This window comes from Nitrososphaerales archaeon (assembly GCA_025058425.1).
Taxonomy (GTDB): domain Archaea; phylum Thermoproteota; class Nitrososphaeria; order Nitrososphaerales; family JANXEG01; genus JANXEG01.
Map to the genome: position 1 here is coordinate 1 of JANXEG010000078.1, position 3,195 is coordinate 3,195.

The 3,195-nt window shown below is 39.1% G+C and carries 3 protein-coding genes and 1 tRNA gene; 3 read left to right on the forward strand and 1 reads right to left on the reverse strand.

What is annotated here, in order from left to right; translation table 11 throughout:
• Positions 1 to 151: 151 nt before the first annotated feature.
• The 3 genes from NZ896_06640 to NZ896_06650 all read left to right on the forward strand — a co-directional run bounded on the left by NZ896_06640 (position 152) and on the right by NZ896_06650 (position 2,932).
• A complete protein-coding gene (locus NZ896_06640) occupies positions 152 to 454 on the forward strand; it encodes a MoaD family protein (protein ID MCS7117123.1) in 303 nt (100 codons plus the stop codon).
• Between the two features lie 21 nt (positions 455 to 475).
• Positions 476 to 1,744 (forward strand): tRNA (N(6)-L-threonylcarbamoyladenosine(37)-C(2))-methylthiotransferase, encoded by a 1,269-nt coding sequence (locus NZ896_06645; protein MCS7117124.1) that lies wholly within the window; start codon positions 476 to 478, stop codon positions 1,742 to 1,744.
• Between the two features lie 129 nt (positions 1,745 to 1,873).
• Positions 1,874 to 2,932, forward strand: coding sequence for a hypothetical protein (locus NZ896_06650; GenBank protein ID MCS7117125.1), 1,059 nt, complete (start codon positions 1,874 to 1,876; stop codon positions 2,930 to 2,932).
• A gap of 114 nt (positions 2,933 to 3,046) precedes the next feature.
• On the opposite strand, the gene NZ896_06655 is transcribed toward NZ896_06650, so the two are convergent.
• A tRNA-Gln gene (locus NZ896_06655) sits at positions 3,047 to 3,154 on the reverse strand.
• Positions 3,155 to 3,195 lie beyond the last annotated feature (41 nt).

Genomic DNA, 3,195 nt, shown 5'->3' on the forward strand with positions numbered 1-3,195 from the left:
CCTTTTTAGGTAATATAGGCCCGAGTATCGATATAGCATCAGCCAAAATATCGTAATTCCAGTCTTCGTCTCACCATCGATTACATGCATTATCTTAATGCGAATCATTTTTAAATCTGCAATCTTGTATAAATAAAGTTTGGTGTGATGATTGGAAGAGCAACGGATAATCACCATCAGAGTAAAATACTTTGCACAAATGAGAGATATTACAGGTAGGAAAGAGGATGTAATCAATCTTACAAAAGGTTCAACAGTCAAGGATGCATTGAATGAATTATGTAAAATATTTGGTGATAATATGAAGAGATACCTTTTTAAGAATGGTGGTCAATTGCGTGAGGAGTTGCAAGTACTAGTGAATGGTTTATCTATCGATTCATCAAACCTTTGTAAAAAAAGCCTTTCAAATGGGGATACTTTAGTAATTATACCGCCTGTTGGTGGTGGATAAGAAAACGTGAGATAAATAGTGATGAAAGCATACGTTGAAGTTTATGGTTGTAGTGCAAATGTAGCAGATTATGAGATGATATTGGGCTTATTAAAGGAAGCTGGTTTTCGATTCGTTGATAATGAATATGAATCGGATGTCAATCTAATCGTTACCTGTACCGTAAAATCGCCGACTTCACAGAGAATGGTGTATAGAATTAAGAAATTAACTGATACAAAGAAGCCTTTGGTTGTGGCAGGATGTATGCCGAAAACAGAGAGGTATTTAATAGAAAAGATCAATCCCTATGCAAGCCTTGTAGGACCTAATGCGATAAATAAAGTAGTCGATGCAACCTTAGGTGCGATTCACGGTCATAAAAGTGTCTTCATCGAAGATCTGAACCTTCCAAAATTGAACCTCCCGAGAGTAAGGGTTAATCCCGTAATAGGCATAATAGAAATTGCTAACGGGTGTTTAAGCAGATGTAGTTTTTGCCAAGTCAAGATCGCAAGGGGCGATCTTGTAAGTTATCCAATAAGTGATATAGTAAGGGAGGCGAGAAACTCTATAGTTGAAGGTTGTAGAGAGTTATGGATTACATCACAAGATAATGGATGTTATGGAATGGATATTGGGGCCAATCTACCACAACTCTTAAATGAATTATGTAAGATCGAAGGTGACTTTTACATTAGGGTAGGTATGATGAACCCACGATTTACACTTAAGATCCTCGATGAGTTGATAGATGTGTTCAAAAATCAAAGGATCTTTAAATTCCTTCACCTTCCTTTACAGAGCGGTAGTAATAGAATACTAAGGTTGATGAAGAGGGGTTATACATCAGAAGAGTTTATGTATATAGTTGAAAGGTTTAAAGGTGAAATCAGAGATCTGACCCTTAGCACGGATGTGATTGTAGGATTCCCTACAGAAGGTGATGAAGACTTCCAGATGACGGTCGATGTGTTGGAGCGAATCAAACCAGATATTACGAATATCTCACGATTTGGGGCCAGGCCGGGTACAGAAGCTGCACTCCTTCCACAATTGAGTAACGATCTGATAAAGGAGAGGAGTGAGAAGATTCATCAAATTACAAGAAGGATTTCATTAGAAAATAATAAAAGATGGGTTGGATGGCACGGAAAGGTGATCATCGATGAAATTGTGAAGAATGGGGTCATAGGTAGGAATTTCGCTTATAAACCCGTCTTTATAAATTCTCAATTGAAATTGGGCGAGGAATTTGATGTGAAGATCGTAGGTGCGAGTTCGTCATGTTTATTGGGCGAATTGGATTAAAATTCTGAATCTAGATTAGATAAGATAGGCTCTAAGATCGGACTTTAATTTTTTATACCTCTGGTATACTACTTTTAATTCCATCAGTTATTAAATTAAATCTTAATTTAAGTGATGAGAGTGGTATGGATGGGCGGTACAGTCGATTTACTCAACTTTCTAAATACACCTTCTTATCGTAACAGAGTTCTGGCGATTGGTATTGGAACCGCCGGTTGCCGAATAGCATCTCAACTTCAACATATGAGTAATTTGATTGGTAAGTTTGTTTATGTAAGTTGTGATGAAGAAGATTTCCCACAGAGCACCATCGGTGAAAGAGTTTTAATACCATTAGAAGTTTTAGGAAAAGTATCCCCGAAGGTTATAAGAGGTGCTACGCTAAAGTACCTTCCATACTTTGATGAATTGTTGAAGGATTCTTTTCTCATCTTCCTCATTTCGGGGCTCGGTGGTAGTGTAGGTACTGGGCTGGCACCTTTTTTAGCGGAGCGTATTCATAAGTCGGGAGCGTTCGGTGTAGGTATCTTCGTCATGCCATTCAGATTTGAAAAGAATAAACACTTCTACGCGGGTACTGCGCTACGTAAACTCAAAAGCTCGATGGATGCGATGATCATAATCGATAACGATGGAATTTTAGAGAGTATGGGAGAGTTGCCCATACGTGATAGTTATAGATCGATAAATCGATTGATAGCTTCAGCTTTAAACTCCATGATCGAAGCCTCCGCCGAATCTGAGCTCAACGTAGGTATTAGAAAATTCATCGATACTGTAAGATGCAATGGTTATTCGATCTTGTGCTTGAGTAGATCATCCTCGACCAATCGATGTGAAGAGGCTGTTATTGGGGCGATTCGATCGTTGTATCGAGTAGCCGACCCTGAAAAGGCTACAAAGGCGATCCTATTTTTGATGGGAGGGGGTGTATCTGCAAATGAGATTTCTATGGCGGTCTCTCGATTAAACTCGCTCGTAGGGGATGGTGCAGTTGAAATTCATTATGGTGTTGGTAACAGTTTGGGTACAAATTCTTTGCTCACGGTAGCTCTTCTCACGTCCGGTTTTTCGAAGACGAAGTTCGATGAATACGATCCTCTCTCTAAAATCCCCTACAATATAGATGACCAACTGGATATCTCCATCGATCTAGAGCTTCCAAATTTGGAGAGAATAGATCAATAAGCTTCTAATGATAAAGAAGATTAATGCAAATTAAATTAACCATGATTATGTTGTAGCGTAATCTTCGCATCTTCTAATTTCGATTTACTCACATCTATATAAAATTATGAATGTTGGTAGCCCGGGGCAGATTCGAACTGCCGTCACCGGCTAACCCCTCTATTATGAGATCCAGAGGCCGGTATCCCTAGCCCTCGGGGTTGGCCGCTAGACCACCGGGCTACTACTGCTATTAATATCTATATTAATAGAGTCGATTAAGC